This window comes from Gaetbulibacter aquiaggeris (assembly GCF_044003965.1).
Lineage (GTDB): Bacteria > Bacteroidota > Bacteroidia > Flavobacteriales > Flavobacteriaceae > Yeosuana > Yeosuana aquiaggeris.
The window spans coordinates 244731-263820 of record NZ_JBAWKC010000002.1; the positions used below are offsets into that span (position 1 = coordinate 244731).

Annotated in this window: 19 protein-coding genes; 9 read left to right on the forward strand and 10 right to left on the reverse strand. The window is 32.2% G+C overall.

What is annotated here, in order from left to right; all coding sequences use genetic code 11:
* Positions 1–38: 38 nt before the first annotated feature.
* From V8G56_RS07425 to clpX, 6 genes are all read left to right on the forward strand, one after another.
* Positions 39–284 carry a toxin-antitoxin system YwqK family antitoxin gene (locus V8G56_RS07425; RefSeq protein WP_395437814.1) on the forward strand — a complete coding sequence of 82 codons (246 nt, stop codon included), beginning with the start codon at positions 39–41 and terminating at the stop codon, positions 282–284.
* Between the two features lie 147 nt (positions 285–431).
* The gene (locus V8G56_RS07430) at positions 432–1055 is read left to right on the forward strand and encodes a hypothetical protein (RefSeq protein ID WP_395437815.1); all 624 of its coding nucleotides are present in this window, start codon (positions 432–434) and stop codon (positions 1053–1055) included.
* Positions 1056–1074: 19 nt separating this feature from the next.
* Positions 1075–1422, forward strand: a complete 348-nt coding sequence (locus V8G56_RS07435; RefSeq protein WP_331631680.1) for a phage holin family protein — start codon at positions 1075–1077, stop codon at positions 1420–1422.
* 136 nt (positions 1423–1558) lie between these two features.
* Positions 1559–2887, forward strand: a complete 1329-nt coding sequence (tig, locus tag V8G56_RS07440; protein ID WP_395437816.1) for a trigger factor — start codon at positions 1559–1561, stop codon at positions 2885–2887.
* 176 nt (positions 2888–3063) lie between these two features.
* Entirely contained in the window at positions 3064–3738 is a 675-nt protein-coding gene (gene clpP, locus V8G56_RS07445; RefSeq protein ID WP_331631684.1) for an ATP-dependent Clp endopeptidase proteolytic subunit ClpP, read from the forward strand.
* Between the two features lie 74 nt (positions 3739–3812).
* Positions 3813–5045, forward strand: coding sequence for an ATP-dependent Clp protease ATP-binding subunit ClpX (clpX, locus tag V8G56_RS07450; RefSeq protein WP_395437817.1), 1233 nt, complete (start codon positions 3813–3815; stop codon positions 5043–5045).
* Between the two features lie 236 nt (positions 5046–5281).
* Here the strand turns inward: clpX and V8G56_RS07455 are convergent, their stop codons facing one another.
* Positions 5282–6796 (reverse strand): GH3 auxin-responsive promoter family protein, encoded by a 1515-nt coding sequence (locus tag V8G56_RS07455; protein WP_395437818.1) that lies wholly within the window; start codon positions 6794–6796, stop codon positions 5282–5284.
* 42 nt (positions 6797–6838) lie between these two features.
* Here V8G56_RS07455 and V8G56_RS07460 point away from each other — a divergent pair, with 42 nt between their 5' ends.
* Positions 6839–7639 carry a DUF2797 domain-containing protein gene (locus V8G56_RS07460; RefSeq protein WP_395437819.1) on the forward strand — a complete coding sequence of 267 codons (801 nt, stop codon included), beginning with the start codon at positions 6839–6841 and terminating at the stop codon, positions 7637–7639.
* A gap of 56 nt (positions 7640–7695) precedes the next feature.
* Here the strand turns inward: V8G56_RS07460 and rpsU are convergent, their stop codons facing one another.
* From rpsU to V8G56_RS07480, 4 genes are all read right to left on the reverse strand, one after another.
* Complete coding sequence (gene rpsU / locus V8G56_RS07465) at positions 7696–7890, reverse strand: 30S ribosomal protein S21 (RefSeq protein WP_331629188.1); 195 nt, start codon at positions 7888–7890, stop codon at positions 7696–7698.
* Between the two features lie 32 nt (positions 7891–7922).
* Positions 7923–8786, reverse strand: coding sequence for a sigma-70 family RNA polymerase sigma factor (locus V8G56_RS07470; protein WP_331629190.1), 864 nt, complete (start codon positions 8784–8786; stop codon positions 7923–7925).
* A 111-nt stretch (positions 8787–8897) separates the two neighbouring features.
* On the reverse strand, positions 8898–11537 hold the full coding sequence (locus tag V8G56_RS07475; RefSeq protein ID WP_395437820.1) for an AsmA family protein: 2640 nt from the start codon (positions 11535–11537) through the stop codon (positions 8898–8900).
* Positions 11538–11622: 85 nt separating this feature from the next.
* The gene (locus V8G56_RS07480) at positions 11623–12327 is read right to left on the reverse strand and encodes a queuosine precursor transporter (protein ID WP_395437821.1); all 705 of its coding nucleotides are present in this window, start codon (positions 12325–12327) and stop codon (positions 11623–11625) included.
* A gap of 69 nt (positions 12328–12396) precedes the next feature.
* Between V8G56_RS07480 and folK the strand changes: the two genes are divergently transcribed.
* Positions 12397–13524 (forward strand): 2-amino-4-hydroxy-6-hydroxymethyldihydropteridine diphosphokinase, encoded by a 1128-nt coding sequence (folK, locus tag V8G56_RS07485; protein WP_395437822.1) that lies wholly within the window; start codon positions 12397–12399, stop codon positions 13522–13524.
* Between the two features lie 60 nt (positions 13525–13584).
* On the opposite strand, the gene V8G56_RS07490 is transcribed toward folK, so the two are convergent.
* From V8G56_RS07490 to V8G56_RS07510, 5 genes are all read right to left on the reverse strand, one after another.
* The gene (locus V8G56_RS07490; RefSeq protein WP_395437823.1) at positions 13585–13989 is read right to left on the reverse strand and encodes a hypothetical protein; all 405 of its coding nucleotides are present in this window, start codon (positions 13987–13989) and stop codon (positions 13585–13587) included.
* Positions 13967–14575 carry a hypothetical protein gene (locus V8G56_RS07495; protein WP_395437824.1) on the reverse strand — a complete coding sequence of 203 codons (609 nt, stop codon included), beginning with the start codon at positions 14573–14575 and terminating at the stop codon, positions 13967–13969. Before V8G56_RS07495 ends, V8G56_RS07490 begins: the two co-directional genes overlap by 23 nt.
* Entirely contained in the window at positions 14550–14885 is a 336-nt protein-coding gene (locus tag V8G56_RS07500) for a PID-CTERM protein-sorting domain-containing protein (RefSeq protein WP_395437825.1), read from the reverse strand. Before V8G56_RS07500 ends, V8G56_RS07495 begins: the two co-directional genes overlap by 26 nt.
* Before the next feature lie 347 nt (positions 14886–15232).
* On the reverse strand, positions 15233–15580 hold the full coding sequence (locus V8G56_RS07505; RefSeq protein ID WP_395437826.1) for a PID-CTERM protein-sorting domain-containing protein: 348 nt from the start codon (positions 15578–15580) through the stop codon (positions 15233–15235).
* A 205-nt stretch (positions 15581–15785) separates the two neighbouring features.
* Positions 15786–16322, reverse strand: coding sequence for an RNA methyltransferase (locus V8G56_RS07510; RefSeq protein ID WP_395437827.1), 537 nt, complete (start codon positions 16320–16322; stop codon positions 15786–15788).
* Between the two features lie 142 nt (positions 16323–16464).
* On the opposite strand from V8G56_RS07510, the gene mutS reads away from it, so the two are divergent.
* Entirely contained in the window at positions 16465–19044 is a 2580-nt protein-coding gene (mutS, locus tag V8G56_RS07515; RefSeq protein ID WP_395438159.1) for a DNA mismatch repair protein MutS, read from the forward strand.
* Positions 19045–19090: the final 46 nt, after the last annotated feature.

Genomic DNA, 19090 nt, shown 5'->3' on the forward strand with positions numbered 1-19090 from the left:
ATTCTTACATTTACTAAAATAGAAGATGCATTATGTTAATGAAATGTTCCATCTCAGTATTTGCTTTGATGTTTTTTAGCCATTTATCTTTTTCTCAAGAAAATGGGTTATTTGAAATGCATTATGATAATGGTCAACTTAAAGTGTCTGGGGAATACAAAAACCAAGAAAGAGTTGGGGAATGGAAAGAGTATTTTGAAAATGGAACATTGAGTCATATTTATAGTTATCATAAAGGAAAAAAAATAGAGAGGGTAAATCTTTTTTTAGTTCTGGAGAATTAAAATATGAAACTAAAAAAATAGCAGAATCTAAATTTGAATTTAAGGAATACTTTAAAAATGGTAATTTGTTTTTTGAAAGAGTTTATCCTGAAGGATATTTAAAAGAGTATTATGAGACAGGAGAATTAAAAATAACAAGCACTTATAATGATGGTGATTTATCAGGGATTTGGATTTTTTTTAAAAACCGGTATAGTTGAATGGGAAGTTGCTTATAACAATGGATATAAAGAAGGAATTTATAAACAGTACTACCCGGATGGAAAATTAAAAGTTGAGGGTAATCATAAATTAAATGAAAAAGAAAGTAAAGAAATTCATTATGATGAATCAGGAAACCAAATAAATGAAATAAAGTACAAAAAAGGGAAATTACTAAAATCTAAGAGCGATTCTTCAATGCTTGTTGACGTCCCAAATGGAATGATTGAGAATGTGCCAGTTCATCCTGATTGTGAAAAATTTCTTGGGAATAAGGCCAATAAAAAGTGTATGTATAAAGCTGTTAGTGAATTTGTTAATCAAAAATTTAATACCAGTTTGATAAAAAAATATGGAATAACTAGCGGTAAGAGAATTAAAATCAATGTATTTTTTAAAATAAACAAGCAGGGAAAAGTGGTTGATGTTAATGCTAAATCCCCCCTGCCCGCGCTTACAGAGGAGGCCATTCGTGTGATTAATTTATTGCCTCTAATGAAGCCCGGACAAAAAAGGGGCAAACTTGTTGTTTTTCCATATTCATTGCCTATAATAGTTGGTGTTCAATAAAAATATAATTTAATTAACTATGAAACTTATTGTCAAATTATTATTAAATGCGTTAGCAGTTGTAATCCTATCTAAAATATTATCTGGAGTATATGTAGAAAGTTATACTACAGCCATTCTTGTAGCCGTAGTTTTATCTTTATTAAATCTTTTGGTAAAACCTTTTTTGGTAATTTTAACCTTGCCAATTACCATAGTCACATTAGGGCTATTCATGCTTGTGGTAAATGCACTGATCATTCTGCTTGCTGATAAGTTAATTGACGGTTTTTCTGTTAGTAGCATTTGGATTGCCATTCTTTTTAGTGTCCTTTTATCAATCTTACAATCCATATTTCATTCTTTTTTAAAAGAAGAAGAAAAATAGCATAAACCAAATAAGTTAAAACTTTGTTGGGATGTAAAATTATTATATTTTTGCATCCCTATTTTAGTTATATAAATTGCTGGGTATTAAATACCTTATATGTTAAATGCCCATTTAGGGCTTCATACCAATTAAAATGAATATTACAAGAGAAAACCGTGATGCGTTAAACGCTGTAGTGAAAGTTGATATTGCTAAAGAAGATTATAGCGATAAAGTTGAAAAAATCTTAACAGATTATCGTAGAACAGCTAACATACCTGGTTTTAGAAAAGGACACGTTCCTATGGGAATGGTTAAAAAACAATATGGTAAAGCAGTACTTGTTGATGAAGTCAATAAGTTATTGCAAGATGCTTTAAATAAATATTTAACTGAAGAGAAATTAGATGTTTTAGGACAGCCATTGCCAAAAACACAAGATAGTATTGACTGGGATTCTGATGGATTTTCTTTTGAGTTTGAATTAGGATTAGCTCCAGAATTTGAAGTTGAGTTAAAAAGCAAAAAAGCTATTACCCAATATATTATAGTTGCTGATTCTAAAATGATTGATGAGCAAATTGAAAATATTCAAAAGCAATATGGCAAATTAGTGTCTCAAAATGCTGTTGAAAAAGACAGTGAAATTACTGGAACTTTCAAAAATGAAGCACATGAAATTGAAAACACTATTACTTTAACTTTAGATAAGTTTAAAGAAAAATCGGTTTCGAAAAAGTTTATTGGTTCAAAAGTAGGTGATATTATTTCCCTTGAAACTAAAGGGCTTTATAATGATGACCACGATTTAATGCACGCTTTAAAAGTAAATCATGATAAAGTTCATGGTTTAGATATACCAGTCACATTTACAATTACAGAAATTAATAAACGTGAATTGGCAGAATTAGACCAAGAATTGTTTGATAAACTTTTTGGAAAAGATGTTGTGAAATCAGTGACTGAATTAAAAGAAAAAATTAAAGAAGATGCTGAAAAACAATTTGCACAACAAGCAGATCAAAAGTTGTTAAATGATGTAACTGAATATTTAGTGGATAGTACTAAATTTGATTTACCTGCAGAGTTTTTACAAAAATGGTTACAAACTGCCGGTGAGAAACCGTTGGATGTTGATCAAGCTAAAGAAGAATATGAAAAATCTGAAAAAAGCTTACGTTACCAATTAATTGAAGGAAAGATTATCACAGATAATAAAGTTCAGGTGACCATTGAAGATATTAAAAATCATGCTAAAGAGATGATCAAAGGGCAAATGGCTCAATTTGGTCAATTGAATCCTACTGATAAAGAACTTGAAGATATTGCGGCTCGTGTCTTGTCAAATCAAGAGGAAGCAAGACGTATTTCAGAACAATTAATTAGCCAGAAGTTACTCAAGCTTTATAAAGAGAAAGCAAATTTGAAAGTAAAAGAGGTGACTTATGAAAATTTTGTTAAAGAAGCTTATAGTAAGAAATAAGCAGTGCATTAATAAATAATTATTCCTTATCTTTAGGTGCCCAATTTTTTAAAATTAAGCACCTATTTTTTCAGTAAAATCTTAATTGTGAAAAGGGTATTAATTTTCACAATTGAGATTTTCGCATCCTAGGTAAAATTGGGATTTTAATTAAAGTTTAATAATAAAATTTAACAATGGATTACGCAAAGGAATTTGAAAAATTCGCCATAAAGGACCAAGGAATTAGCAGTACGTATTACAACAAAATTATGAGTAGTATGTACCCAACAAATTTAACACCAAACATTATTGAAGAGCGTCAAATGAATATTGCCATATTCGATGTGTTTTCTCGTTTGATGATGGATCGAATTATTTTTATGGGAACCGCCATAAACGATCAGGTTGCTAATATTATTCAAGCACAACTGTTGTTTTTAGAAAGTACAGATTCTTCTAAAGACATTCAAATATATATTAATTCTCCAGGAGGAAGTGTTTATGCCGGTTTAGGTATTTATGATACCATGCAGTTTATAAAGCCTGATGTTGCAACTATTTGTACTGGAATGGCAGCTTCTATGGGAGCTGTTTTGTTGTGCGCAGGGACAAAAGGTAAACGCAGCGGATTAACGCATTCAAGAGTTATGATTCATCAACCTTTAGGTGGCGCTCAAGGCCAGGCAAGTGATATTGAAATCACAGCCAGAGAAATACTTATTTTAAAGGAAGAACTATATAAAATTATTAGTAAGCATTCTGGTCAAGAATACGATAAAGTGTATGCTGACAGTGATAGAGATTATTGGATGAAAGCCGATAAAGCTAAGGAATACGGTATGATTGATGAGATTTTGGCTCGTAATTAAATAAAAAATCGTAATTTTAACGAATTGTTAGACAGGGAATTATGAAAATTTATTCCCCGAATAGATAAAAATTAATGGCAAAAGAAGAATTAGAATGTTCGTTTTGTGGTCGTAAAAAACCAGAAACAAACTTATTAATAGCGGGATTAGACGCGCACATTTGTGATAGATGTATTGAACAGGCCCACGGCATTGTTCTTGAAGAATCAAAGCAAAGTGACAGCAGTGACTTGTTCGCGGAATTAAAATTACGCAAGCCACAACAAATCAAAGAATTTCTTGACGGATATATTATTGGTCAAAATATGACCAAAAAAGTAATGGCCGTCGCTGTTTATAATCATTACAAACGTTTATTACAGCCTATTACTACTGATGATATTGATATTCAGAAAAGTAATATCATTATGGTTGGGCAAACAGGAACAGGTAAAACATTAATAGCAAAAACCATTGCGAAGATGCTTAATGTGCCTTTAGCAATTGTAGATGCAACAGTTTTAACTGAAGCAGGTTATGTGGGAGAAGATGTTGAAAGTATCTTGACTCGTTTATTGCAAGCGGCTGATTATAATTTAGAAAAGGCTGAAAAGGGTATTGTTTTTATTGATGAAATTGATAAAATTGCTCGTAAAAGTGATAATCCGTCTATTACAAGAGACGTTTCAGGTGAAGGCGTGCAACAGGCTTTGTTAAAACTTCTTGAAGGTACCGTTGTAAATGTTCCGCCAAAAGGTGGTCGTAAGCATCCCGATCAAAAATTTATTGAAGTCAATACTGAGAACATCTTATTTATAGCTGGTGGTGCTTTTGATGGTATTGACCGTCATATTTCAAAACGTTTAAATATGCAGGCTGTTGGATATAGTGCTTCTATTTCTGATGAAGTTGTAGATAAAGACAACTTGTTACAATATATTATTCCAAAGGATTTAAAAGATTTTGGTTTGATTCCTGAAATAATTGGAAGATTACCGGTGCTTACTTATATGGATCCTTTAGATTCTAAAACACTTCGTGCTATTTTAACGGAGCCTAAAAATGCTATTATTAAGCAGTATAAAAAACTGTTTTCGATGGATGATGTGGATTTCAGCATTACCGATGGCGCATTAGATTATATAGTTAATAAAGCCATAGAATACAAATTAGGCGCAAGGGGTTTACGCTCCTTATGTGAAGAAATTTTAACCGATGCGATGTTTGAATTACCGAGTAGTGATGAAAAGAAATTGAATGTTACTAAACTGTATGCTGAGGAAAAAATATCAAAAACAACGATTAAAAAGTTAAAAGCTGTTTCTTAAAATAAGTTCAACTTATATATATAAAAAAACCACTCTAATTATAGAGTGGTTTTTTATTTTATGGATGTTAATTAATAATGGATATTTACTTGAATAATATTAGATGGTTTAATTATTTTTTAAAAGTAAAGGGAATTAATTATTAAGCAAAACCTTTTTTAGATTTTTAGATTAATATCGTTTAATAGTCGTTCAAAAAACGGATAAAACAAATTTATCCGATAAAAGGAATTTAGTTAGGTATTTAACTTTAACAGTTCATCGATATAATCTCGGGTATTTGAAAGTCGTGGTACTTTGTGCTGACCTCCAAGTTTATTGTTTTGTTTTAACCAATCATAAAAGAGATTTTTTCTGGCAACATGAATAGAAGGCTTGTTAAGGGTAATGTTATTATAGCGTTTGGCTTCATAATCTGAATTTAAGGCCTTAAGTGCATTGTCAAATAACTCATTAAAATAGTGAATGTCTTCTGGATGTGTTTTAAACTCAATAATCCATTCATGTGCCCCCTTTTCTTTTCCTTTCATGAAGATGGGAGCAGCCGTATAATCAACAATCTGAGACTTCGTTTTTTTACATACTTTTTTCAGTGCTTCCTCGGCATTTTCTATGATGAGTTCTTCGCCAAAAACATTAATATGATGTTTTGTTCTACCTGAGACTTTTATCCTATAAGGATTAACGGACGTAAATCGGACAGTATCACCAATCTTATAGCGCCATAATCCTGCATTGGTAGTAATGATTACGGCATAATTTTGATGCAGTTTAACTTCACTTAAAGGAATCACTTTTTGTGCTGAGGTTCCATAAGTGTCCATTGGGATGAATTCATAAAAAATTCCGTAATCAAGCATCAGTAATAATTCACTGGAATTGTTTTTGTCCTGAATGGCAAAAAATCCTTCAGAAGCATTATAAATTTCATAATACTTAAATCGAGATTGCGGCAATAATTTTTTGTATTGATCCTTGTATGGTGAAAAACTTACACCTCCGTGAAAATATACTTCTAAATTAGGCCAAACATCAAACAAATTGTTTTTACCCGTAGTTTCTAAAACATTATTTAGCAATACCAGCATCCAGGATGGAACTCCTGTCAAACTGGTGACATTTTCATTGATAGTTTCATCAACAATAGCTTGCATTTTATATTCCCAATCACTCATTAATGAGACTTTATTGCTTGGGGTGCTACTAAACTCGGCCCAAAGTGGCATATTATCAATTAAAATAGCCGATAAATCTCCAAAGACAGTTCCGTTTTCTCTGTAAAGTTCTTTGCTTCCGCCAAGACGTAAACTTTTGCCTGTAAACATTTGAGAGTTTTCATTATTATTAAGATACATACATAATAAATCTTTACCTGCAGCATAATGGCAATCTTCTAAGGATTCCATACTAACAGGTATAAATTTGCTTTTCGCATTTGTGGTACCGCTAGATTTGGCAAACCATTTTATTGGTGTGGGCCAAAAAATATTGGTCTCTCCATTTCTTGATCTTTCAATGATGTTATGATACTCTTCATAAGTTGAAATTGGTATCCGTTCGGCAAATGTTCTATAATTATTAATAGAGGCGAAGTCAAACTTTTTGCCAATTTGTGTGTCTTTCGCAGTCTCAATAAGGTTTAAAAGTAATTCTGTTTGAACTTCATTGGGGTATTTTAAAAACAATTCTATTTGATGAAATCGTTTTTTCAGGAACCAAGAAGCAATAGAATTTACTAATGGAATTGGCATATTTGTTTTATCTTTAAGTTCTTAAAAATAACACTTTTTTTCATGACTTTTGAAGGCGTTTTAACAAAAATGGAAACTGAATTCTCTCAACCTATTCAATACTATTTGGTTTTTGAAAATGATTTTATCAATGTTAACCAGTTAATAGATAAAAAAATCACCATTGAATTTGTTAAATACCAATGTTTAAATTGTGGATTGGATCTGCCTGTTTTCAGGCAAGGGTTTTGTAAAAGTTGTTTTTTTGAAATTCCACAGGCTGCCGATTGGATTATGCGGCCAGAGCTTAGTACTGCGCATTTAGAAAGGGAAGATCGTGATTTGGAATATGAAAAGAAGGTACAGTTACAACCTCATATTGTGTATTTGGCCAACTCCAGCAATGTAAAAGTAGGGGTAACCAGAAAAAGCCAAATACCAACCCGCTGGATTGATCAGGGTGCTCATGAAGCTATTGAAATTGTTGAAGTTCCTAATCGTTATTTAGCCGGAATCACAGAGGTTGCTTTAAAAGACCATGTTGGTGACAAAACTAATTGGAGAACCATGTTGAAAAATGACATTGTTGATGAAAATCTAGTGGAATGGCGTGAACGGTTAAAACAATATATTCCAGATGAAGCTAAAGAGTATTATATTGCTTCAAACACCGAAACTAATATAGATTTTCCAGTGGCAAAATATCCTGTGAAGCCTAAAAGTTTAAACATCATTAAAGATCAAATGTATACTGGTATCCTTACTGGTATTAAAGGGCAGTATCTTATTTTTGACGATGATACCGTATTTAATGTTCGTTCTAACGAAGGCTTAGTAGTGCATGTTTCAGTAAAAGTAAATTAAAAATCCCACTTACAATTTTAATGTAAATGGGATTCATATAACTATAAAATTAAACATTAAAGGTCTTCCTGATCCCTAATATTTTGAATGTATTCTGCTTTTTGAATTTCTCTGCGTCTTTTAACAGAAGGTTTTGTGAAAAACTGCGCTTCTCTTAAATTTTGCATGACTTTAATATTACGGTGTTTTCTTTTGTAACGTTTTAATGCACGTTCAATATTTTCACCTTCTTTTATAATGATTTTTAGCATAGCTGTTTTTAAATTATAGAATTGAATTTTATTTACCCTAAATAGGTTTTTAATACTTTACTTTTAGAGGTATGGCGTAATCTGCGAATACCTTTTTCTTTTATTTGTCTTACCCGTTCGCGTGTTAACCCAAAGGACTCGCCTATTTCTTGCAGGCTCATAGGCTGTTTGTCATTAATACCGTAGTAATGGCGGATAACTTCTGCTTCTTTTTCAGAGAGCATGTCTAGTGCACGATTAACTTCAATATTTAATGAAGCCTTCATTAAACTGGCATCTGGTCTGGGAGACTCTCCTGATTGTACCACGTCATAAAGCGTAGAAGTTTCTCCTTCTTGAAAAGGTGCATCCATAGATACATGCCTGCCTGAAATCCTCATAGATTGCTTTACTTCGCTTACAGAAAGGTCTAAGGTGTGTGCGATTTCTTGAGCACTCGGTGGTCTTTCATGTGTTTGCTCTAAAAAAGAATAAGCTTTATTAATTTTATTAATAGAACCTATTTTATTTAAGGGAAGTCTCACTATTCGTGATTGTTCTGCAAGCGCTTGAAGAATGGCCTGTCTTATCCACCAAACGGCATAAGATATGAACTTAAAACCTCTTGTTTCATCAAAACGTTTTGCTGCTTTTACTAAACCAGCATTTCCTTCGTTGATTAAATCTGGTAAAGTTAAGCCTTGGTTTTGATACTGTTTTGAGACTGACACCACAAAACGTAAGTTAGCAGTTGTGAGTTTATCTAAAGCGACTTGATCTCCAGCGCGAATTCTTTGTGCCAACTCTACTTCCTCGTCAGCTGTTATTAATTGAATTTTACTAATGTCTTGAAGATATTTATCAAGTGATTTTGATTCTCTGTTGGTAACTTGTTTCGTAATTTTTAATTGCCTCATATATTCTTTTTAAGTTATAGTTTTATCTACCTACAACTTAACTTTTTAATTGAGAAAACCTAATAATTACGATTCTTTATTATTATAATGGGATAAATAAAACCAAAAAGTTTAATTAATAGTATCCTTTTTCTTTTTCTTACCACCTAATAAGCCTCCCAGCACATTTTTGATTTCTTTTTGAACTGTACTTTCAGGTGATGTTTTTGTTGAATCTATTGGTGTAGTTTTCGTTTCTGACGGTTCTTTATCTGATGTATTACTATTACCGCCTAAAAGATTTCCAAGCAAATTTTTAACCTCCGTTTTTCCTTGGTTCATTAGTTTCTGTTTTTCAATCTCAATTAATTGATTGGTAAGTTTTGAAACGCCACTTGTTAAATCAGTCTTGACAGTTGGTTTCAGATATGTTCCGGTAATATTCGCTGTTATAGGAATTGAAAGATTATTTATTGAGGCTTCGTCAATTTTACCAATTAACCTATTAACTTCACTGCCCAAATACTTAGCCGGCACATTAAAGACGGCATTATAGGTCATGGTTTTGTCAAAATTATGAGATCCAGCAACTTCTATATCAATATCCTGATATTTAATATGAAATGGTTTTACACTTACCTGACCATTATTGAACTCAAACTTTGTTTTTAAATCGTTAAGGTTTAATTTTTTAAAATCAACAAAATTCAGAGTGCTGCCTAATATATTCAATACTTCTGCATTTAATGGATTGACAGTAGATGATAAAATTTCTGCCAGAGCATTACCAGATAGCGATTTTAAATTAGGGGTAAAGTCATTGGTTAAATCGCCTTTTAAGTTTAGTTCAGTATTCAATTTTCCTGAAATGGCTTTAGCAATTGGCGCCATATTTTGAAATAACTCAAATCCTAGGAAAGATTGTGCAATATCAAAACTTTTAATTCCTATATCCATATTAAAGGTCGGTGTTTCTGTTTTAGTAGAAACCAAACCTGTTACTGCCAATTGACCGTCAAAAAGGCTGGAAGTCATATCTTGTAAAATGGCTTGCTCATCTTTAATGATTAAGGTGCCTTTTACGTTTTTCAACTTTAAGTTATCGTATTCTACCGTATTGGCTTGCGCATTAATGGAGCAATCTAAAAACGCTGGAATTTTAAATGATTCCTTTTTCGAAGTAGGGTTTTTATCTGTCTCTGGCACGTCCTTCGTCATAAAATCATTTACAGCAAACAGGTTTGAATTTAAATTAAAATTACCTTGTAGGGGTTTATTGCTTAATAAAAACCCAAGTAATCCTTGAATGGTTCCTGTAGCTGCTAAATCACTTTTACCCGTTGTGGCATTAAACTGGTTTAAGGAAACATTTCCAGTGTTAAAAGTTAATTTGGCATCTGAAATTTTAATAGGATTTGCAAAAGTTTCTGATGAAAAATTGAGGTTGCTCACACTCATAGTACCACTATTTTTTATGCGCTCATAGGCATTTGATTCAATGGCGTCCATATCAAAAGCTGTTTTTATATTGGCTTTTAAAATACCGGTCAAGTTATTGTCAAATTCAATAGGATATACTTTAGTTATATTCGCTAAGTTTAAAACACCCTCTAAAGTAGCATTCACCAGCATATTTCCAGTAAGGTTTTTTAGTGTAGCAGACGATTTGAAAATATCTTGATCTATTTTGAAATTAAGCGCATTAATATCAATATAAGTGTCATCAATGATTCCCGTAGTATTTTTTATAGAGGTATTAATAGTAATATTTTCAACGCGTTTTGGTAAATCAGGATACTTAAAAGACGCATTATTAGACACTATGTTAATATCTAAAGTTGGAATGGTTTCGTCTGAATAGATTCCTTTAATAATGCCATTAACTTTAAAATCACCAGTAGTTTCTACTGTTTCAATGTTCTTAGAATAAGTTTCAGGAATTACCGCTAAAAAATCTTTAAATGAAGACCCCGGGTTTTCAAAGGTTATATCAATTTCTTGTCCTTCTTCTAATAATTTTACATAACCATGGAATTCCAGAGGTAATTGATTGATAAACCCTTTATTCTCTTTAAATGTATAAATGTCGTTTGGTAAATCAAGATCTATTAAAGCATCTAATTTTACCAGATTATTTTTTAAATAGTTGGTGCTATCCATGGTGATGCTCAAATGGGCTTCACTCTTTGTGTCTAATTCAGACTTGTCAGCAGAGAAAACACCTTTCCCTTCATGGTTTAATTCAGATACAGAAACAAACATTTTAGAGGCTTCGTCTATATAGGTTAAGGCACTGTTATTTATTTTATAATCCTTAATATCAAACTTAAAGCTACTCTTTTGAGTTGTTACTGTGTTGGTTGTGTCTTCTTTTGTAATGCTATAGTTAGTATTTCCATGAATATCTGTTTTTAAGGTTATTAAACCTTCATTTACTGTAATGGAATTAATAATTATAGGATCTTCATCGGCGTTTTTAAACAGTTCTTTAACTGACATGGTAAATGATATGTCTTTTGCAGTCAAAAATGTTTCGTCTTTAAAAGGATGAAAATTGGTAATTGTTAAATTACTAACCGAAACAAGTGCTTGTGGAAAACTTCTTAAAAAACTTAAGCTAACATCGCTAAACTCAACTTGAGCATTAAGGTTGTCGTTAATATAATCTTTAACCATCCCTTTAATTTGGGATTGAAAAATAATCGGAATGGCAATTAATAAAACGATGATGCTAATTAAAGTGATCCCTGTAATTTTTAATGCTTTTTTCATAAGACAACGATTGTAAAAATATATACGTAAAAATGATGTTAAAAGATGAAATAGACGCTAAATTTAATGTTAACTTTTATAAGCCCTACAGTAATTCTATTTCTTCATTCACTTTCAATTTAAAGCGTTTTCTAAATAAATAAACGCCTAGATATAGAAAAGGGGTATCAAAAGCAGCAATAAGGACTTTAAAAATAAAGCCGGCAACCAATAACCCTTGAAATTTACTCCATTCAATAATTTCAAATGAGCAAAGCAACACTAATATGGTTAAGGTGTCAACAAACTGAGACGAAAAAGTTGAAAAATTATTACGTAACCATAGGTGTTTGCCTTTAGTAACTCGTTTCCAGAAATGATAGATCTGAATATCTATAAACTGTGCAAAAAGATAGGCCAGCATACTGGCAAAAACCGCTAATGCCGTATTGCCAAAAACGGTTGAAAACATCTGGTCTCCTACTGGCGACCAACTTGTTGCCGGAACAGCATTGGATACAAAAACAATGCTTAATGAAAAAATGGAGGCAAAAATACCCGTGACTACAATTTGATTTGCACGTTTTTTACCATAGATTTCACTTATTAAATCGGTGATTAAAAAGGTAATAGGATAAGGTAAGATACCTACTGAAATTTCAAAAAGCTTGGTGCCAAAAATTTCAAGATGAAAGGGATACCAGTAAAAAAATTTCTGAAAGATTAAGTTTGAAACCACTAGAGAAGTTATAAAAAGAGCTCCCAAGAGCATATAAATTTTTTGTGCGGCAAGCTTATCTTTTAATGTCATAGAAACTTATTAACAGTTTTCACAAATATAGTTTAAAGTGATTTTCTTTTAGTTATTTTGCTAATTATTATGATTGAATCCCACATTGTTTACATATCACTTGGAAGTAATAAAGGCGACAGATTTAAAAATCTACAAGACGCTATTGACCTCATATATCTTAAAGTTGGTAAAGTAGACGTTATTTCTAAAGTTTATAATTGTCCGTCTTTTGGTTTTGAAAGTGACGATTTTTTAAATACCTGTTTGCGTTTAGAAACAGAGCTAGCAGCAAAGGATGTTTTAAAAGAATTATTGAGTATTGAAAAACAACTTGGCAGAATTAGAAATAAAAAATCTGGTTATGAAGCCAGAATTATTGATTTGGATATTGTGTTTTATGATGACGAAATTATTGCTACAAAAACCTTGCAAGTGCCACATCCTGAAATGGAAAAACGAAAGTTTGTACTGCAACCTTTATTTGACATTGCTCCTAAAGTCATTCACCCGGAAATAAAGGCTGACGTTGCAAAATTACTTGATAATTGTATCGATAAAACCAGTTTAGAATCCATAAATATCTGGTTAAAGAATCCTACAAAAAAGCATTCTTTCTCAAAGTATAATTACATTGCTATTGAAGGAAATATAGGCGCAGGAAAAACAAGTTTAGCAACTAAAATTTCACATGATTTTAATGCAAAGCTTATTTTAGAACGCTTTGCAGACAACCCGTTTTTACCTAAGTTTTATGAAGATGCACAACGCTATGCCTTTACTTTAGAAATGTCTTTTCTCGCAGATAGGTATCAACAAATTTCTGATGATTTATCTCAGCTTGATTTATTTAAAGATTTCATTGTGAGTGATTATGATGTGTTTAAATCGCTGATTTTTTCAAAGATCACCTTGCATGAAGATGAGTTTAAGTTATATAGGAAACTATTTTATCTCATGTATAAAGATATTGCAAAGCCTGATATGTATGTGTATTTATATCAGAATACGCAACGTCTTCAGGAAAACATAAAAAAACGGGGTCGCGATTATGAGCAAAATATTGCTGATGAGTATCTGGAAAAAATTAATGCCGGTTATTTGGAGTTTTTAAAAAGTCAGGTAGATTTTAATGTGAAAATAATTGATATCTCTGACAAAGATTTTGTAGCTAACCGCGAAGATTATTTAAGTATTTTGAATGCTATTTGCGATTAATGAATTGTGCTTCTATGGTCCTTATTTTTTTGTTAAGTCAAACCCTGAAAATCTCATCATCTAAACAATAGAATCTTTTTTAAAAGTTTTGTTAATCAAACCCATTGCTAAGTATAAAAGAGGGGAGATTAATATTTCTTGAACAGAATTAGCAAACAATCTTAAATTCAGGCTTATTTCCATAATAAACCAATCAATCAATCCAAGGGATGTAATTATAAATAGTCCAGAAACATGTACGATATGCCAAATTAATGACATCCATTTGTCTTTTAATTTTCCTAGGTGAAAGGTGCCAACAAGATATACAGCAATTGTCGCTAAAAATTTTATAATATGTCTTAATTTACCCGGTAAAATAAGATTACTATTTTCGTAAAAACCAACATAATATGTTGTGTAAATGATAAGAATGAAAATAAGTCCGAATATGAAGCGAACCTTATCCGACTTGTAAAGATTCATTTTTTAATTGAATTTTTCGACTAAACCGCACCCAAATTAAAAAGGTTGCTGTATAAATCATGATTTTAAATATATAATGATGAGCAAATTCAAAATAGGCATGAAAATATTCTCGTAAATAAATCAAGCCCACACAACGAAGTATATTAACACTGTCAAGCAGTAATACGCCAATCCCAATGTAAAGTAATTTGCGTTTTATATTCGAAGGCATACAAACAATAAAACCAATATATAACACTAATAATTCTAAACCATTACACGCTTGCGCAATATCTAATACTTTATAGCCATTATGGTATATCGCTGAACTTAGATGTTCTTCAGTTTCTCCTGCTAGGACTTCAGAATAAATTTCTTCTTTAGCAATAAAACCTGACATAGGAGTTAAATTATTTAAGACGTAAACAGAAGAAGTCCCTACATGATTCGTTAATACATTATCTATAGTGTTGGAGTCTAATAAGAAAACGCCATAAATTACTTTCCAGGCAATAAAAAACAATAAGGCTTTTCCTAGAAAAAGCCTTATCGGTAATGGAATGTCTTTTTTTAATGAACTAAATAGCCCCATTCTTGTTGTCACGCAATTTTTTAACACCAAAAGCAGCAGCGCCTACTAATAGAATTCCTAAACCACCATCTAATGGAACGGATGTACCACCACCTTTATTACAAATAGCGTTACCTGCATGTGTATGAGGCCCATTTCCACAGTTACCACCAGTAGAGTTTGTGCCTGTAGTTATATTGTAACCTGTTTCACCAGTACTACTACCATCAGCATTTCCACCTCCGTCAGCGTTTACATTCGTGGTAAAAGTAAAAGCTAAAACAGCCAAGAATACACTAAGTGGTTTAAAAAGCGATTTTTTTGTTTGAGAGTAATTTTTCATCCCATATTTAAATTAGTTGATTAATAACGTGATAAATATATATTGCAGTTTGATCAGTATAATATTTATTCGATGTAAATGCATATTTGAACTTTAAAGTGCATTTATTCAGCGCGTTGAGTATAAAATTTTTTGTATTTAATAGTACAGGCTTATTTCAAAAGGTTCAAGTGGAATTTAAACTAAACTTGAAAATTGACGTTATAGAATCAAAAAGGGATATGTAGTAATTTTAAATCAAATAAAAATCACCAGCATCATTTTTAAAAACTATAAAAAAAATAAGGCTTTTCCTAGAAAAAGCCTTATTGGTTATGAATAGTCATTTTTTAATGACTTAAATTTTATTATTTTTTATAATCATGTAGTTTTTTAACTCCAAAAACTGCGGCTCCTAATAATAGAATTCCTAAACCACCATCTAAGGGAATGGAATCATTGCCTCCGCCTCCGGTTCTTCCATTAGGATTGTCATTGCTTCCTTGGTTTCCATAAGGATAATTTCCAACGCCGTTCCCGTTGTTCCCTTCGCCGGCATACCCATTATTGCGATTCTCATTTACGTTTGCCGAATGTTCTATGGTAGCTCCGTTATTCCATCCGTTTTGGGCATTCATATTAACAGTAAACATAAAAACCATAAACACACATAATGTCGTGATAGTTTTAAAAAATACGAGGCTTTTAGTTTTCATCTTGTGTTATAAATTATTCTTGAATAAATATAGTTACAATATGCTGTATTTCAAAAAATAAACGACTAAATAGTCGTTTTTACCTTCCAAGTGATTTATTAAGTATTTTAGTATAAAAGGAATTGATTAAATTGATATAAACTAATGTGAAGCTATAATTTATAACACAAGATAAAAACTAACCTTAATCAAAGAGAAAATGTGTTTAACCTTGTGTTGTCAATTTAGAAAACACATCCCATATTGCAACTCCAGCACTGACGGATATATTTAATGAATGTTTGGTACCATATTGGGGTATTTCAATGACTATGTCACTTTCGTTAACCACATTTTGTGAAACTCCTTTGACCTCATTACCAAATACTAGGGCATAGGTAGTTTGTGGTTCAGGATTAAAGTCATTCAGCATGGTGGCATTTTCGGCCTGCTCAATGGCAATTACTTTTATATTTTGAGCTTGTAGCTTTTTAATTAAGTCTAAAGTGTTTTCAGCATATTCCCAATCAACCGTTTCAGTGCTGCCAAGCGCAGTTTTATGAATGTCTTTATGTGGTGGGGTTGCTGTAATTCCGCACAGATATATTTTTTCAATTAAAAAAGCGTCACTGGTTCTAAATACGGAGCCAATATTATTTAAACTTCTAATATTATCTAAAATAATAATAAGTGGTGTTTTCTTAACCAGTTTAAAATCTTCAACACTCAATCTGTCCAGTTCGCTATTTTTTAGTTTTCGCATCTGTATATTTGTGAATAATTATCAATAAGTAATTAAATTTCGGTTTCAAAAAACATGAAATAATAAGTACATTAGCAATCCTATTTAATTTACAAAAATAACATATAAAAATAGTCCATTGGCAAAAAAAGTAACTCCTTTAATGAAGCAGTACAATGCTATTAAAACGAAGTATCCGGATGCTCTGTTGTTGTTTCGTGTGGGGGATTTTTATGAAACTTTTGGAGAAGATGCGATTAAGGCAGCGGGTATTTTGGGTATAATTTTAACCAAACGCGGTGCAGGCAGTGACAGTGAAACAGAACTTGCAGGATTTCCGCATCATTCTTTAAACACCTATTTGCCTAAACTGGTTAAGGCAGGTGAGCGGGTTGCTATTTGCGATCAATTAGAAGACCCAAAACTCACAAAAAATATTGTGAAACGCGGGGTTACAGAATTGGTGACGCCTGGAGTCGCATTTAATGATGAGGTGTTAGTGTCAAAATCCAATAATTTTTTATGCTCTGTTTATTTTGATAAAACGCATATAGGAATTTCTTTTTTAGATATTTCAACCGGTGAATTTTTAACCTCTCAAGGAAATGCGGAGTACATTGATAAATTACTTCAAAACTTTAATCCGAGCGAAGTGCTGGTTTCTAAGCAAAAGCGGAGCCTGTTTATAGAAACCTTTGGAAAAGACTTTCATACCTTTTATATGGAAGACTGGATTTATCAGGCTGATTATGCCTATGAAACTTTAACCAAACATTTCAACACCAAATCACTCAAAGGGTTTGGAATTGAAGAGTTGTATGAGGGTATTATTGCATCGGGGTCTATTTTGCATTATTTAGGAGAAACCCAACATAATAAAATCCAGCATATCAGTGCCATTTCAAGAATTGCCGAAGACGCATATGTTTGGATGGATAAGTTTACCATTAGAAATTTAGAACTAGTTTATTCTACAAATTATAATGCCGTTACTTTATTAAATGTTATTGATAAAACCATTTCGCCCATGGGCGGACGCTTATTGAAAAGATGGTTGGCACTACCGCTAAAAAATATAGAGAAGATAAAGCAGCGCCATGAAGTAGTAGATTTTTTAACTAAAGAAAAAACAACGCTTCAAAAAATTCAAAATCACATCAAGCATATTGGCGATCTGGAGCGCCTGATTTCAAAAGTAGCCACAGGAAAAGTGAATCCACGTGAAGTCATTCAGCTTAAAAATTCATTAGAAGCCATTGTGCCTATTAAATCAATTGCCTCTGCATGTAACAATCAATCTTTAAAAATTATTGGTGATACGCTTCAAAGTTGTGATGTTTTAAGAGAGAAAATAAAGGAAACCTTAAATGAAGAGGCGCCTGTTAATGTTTTAAAAGGTCATACCATAGCGCCTGGATTTTCTTCAGAATTAGACGAATTAAGAGGATTATCTAAATCAGGTAAAAATTACTTAGACCAGATGCTTACGCGTGAGAGTGAACGCACCGGAATCACGTCTTTAAAAATAGATTCTAATAATGTGTTTGGGTATTATATAGAAGTAAGAAACACCCATAAAGATAAGGTGCCTTCTGAATGGATACGAAAGCAAACATTGGTTAATGCTGAGCGCTATATTACTGAAGAACTCAAGGAATACGAAGCCAAAATATTGGGTGCTGAAGATAGCATTTCAGCTATTGAACAGCAGCTGTTTTCAGAATTAGTTAGCTGGCTTAACCAGTACATTAAACCTGTGCAGCAAAATGCTTTTTTAATTGGTCAGTTAGACTGTTTGTGTGGTTTTGCACAATTGGCTAAGGACAATCATTATATATATCCAACCATTGATAATTCTTTTGATTTAGATATTGTTGACGGAAGACATCCGGTTATTGAAAAGCAATTGCCTATTGGGGAACATTATATCGCCAACAATTTGTTTTTAAATAGAGACACGCAGCAAATCATCATGATTACAGGACCAAATATGTCTGGGAAGTCTGCTATATTACGTCAAACCGCATTGATTGTGCTGTTAGCTCAAATAGGAAGTTTTGTCCCTGCAAAATCGGCCAGAATAGGTTTAGTGGACAAGATCTTTACCAGAGTAGGAGCGAGTGATAATATTTCTATGGGTGAATCAACGTTTATGGTTGAGATGAATGAGACAGCCTCTATTTTGAATAATATTTCAGACAGAAGTTTGGTGTTATTGGATGAAATAGGTCGTGGTACTAGCACTTATGATGGTATTTCAATAGCCTGGGCCATCAGTGAATATTTGCATGAACATCCAGCGAAACCAAAAACCTTGTTTGCTACGCATTACCATGAGCTCAATGAAATGACTGAAACCTTTGGACGTATTAAAAATTTCAATGTGTCTGTTAAGGAGTTAAAAGATAACGTGCTTTTTTTAAGAAAACTGGTTGAGGGTGGCAGTGCTCATAGTTTTGGTATTCATGTAGCAAAAATGGCGGGCATGCCACAGCAGGTGATACACAGAGCGAATAAGATTTTACAGAAATTAGAGAAGTCTCACTCCAGTGAAGAATTGACAGACAAGGTTAAAACCTTAAAAGACGACCTGCAATTAAGCTTTTTTAATTTAGATGATCCGTTACTGGAAAATATTAAAGAAGAGATTTTACACATTGATATTGATACACTTACGCCGGTTGAAGCGCTTATGAAATTGAACGAAATTAAACGTATGTTGGCGAAAGAAAAACGGGCATAGAAATAAAAAATATTATTTTAGTAAAAAGCCTTTGGTTTTATAAGAA